General features: G+C 55.2%; 1 rRNA gene. It reads left to right on the top strand.

Going from position 1 to position 362, the window contains the following annotated elements:
* A 23S ribosomal RNA gene (locus tag IAE48_RS23915) occupies positions 1-362 on the top strand; the annotation flags it as partial.

Here is a 362-nt window from a genome sequence, read left to right as displayed (position 1 = left end):
TATGTGTTGTTGGGTAGGGGAGCGTTCTGTAAGCCGTCGAAGGTGGCCTGTGAGGGCTGCTGGAGGTATCAGAAGTGCGAATGCTGACATAAGTAACGATAAAGCGGGTGAAAAGCCCGCTCGCCGGAAGACCAAGGGTTCCTGTCCAACGTTAATCGGGGCAGGGTGAGTCGACCCCTAAGGCGAGGCCGAAAGGCGTAGTCGATGGGAAACAGGTTAATATTCCTGTACTTGGTGTTACTGCGAAGGGGGGACGGAGAAGGCTATGTCGGCCGGGCGACGGTTGTCCCGGTTTAAGCGTGTAGGTGTGTGTTCCAGGTAAATCCGGTTCACTTTAACACTGAGGCGTGATGACGAGGCAC

It is taken from the genome of Kosakonia sp. S57, assembly GCF_016516575.1.
Lineage (GTDB): Bacteria > Pseudomonadota > Gammaproteobacteria > Enterobacterales > Enterobacteriaceae > Kosakonia > Kosakonia cowanii.
Note: the sequence above shows the minus strand (reverse complement) of the source record. Positions and strands in the feature narration are given on the sequence as shown.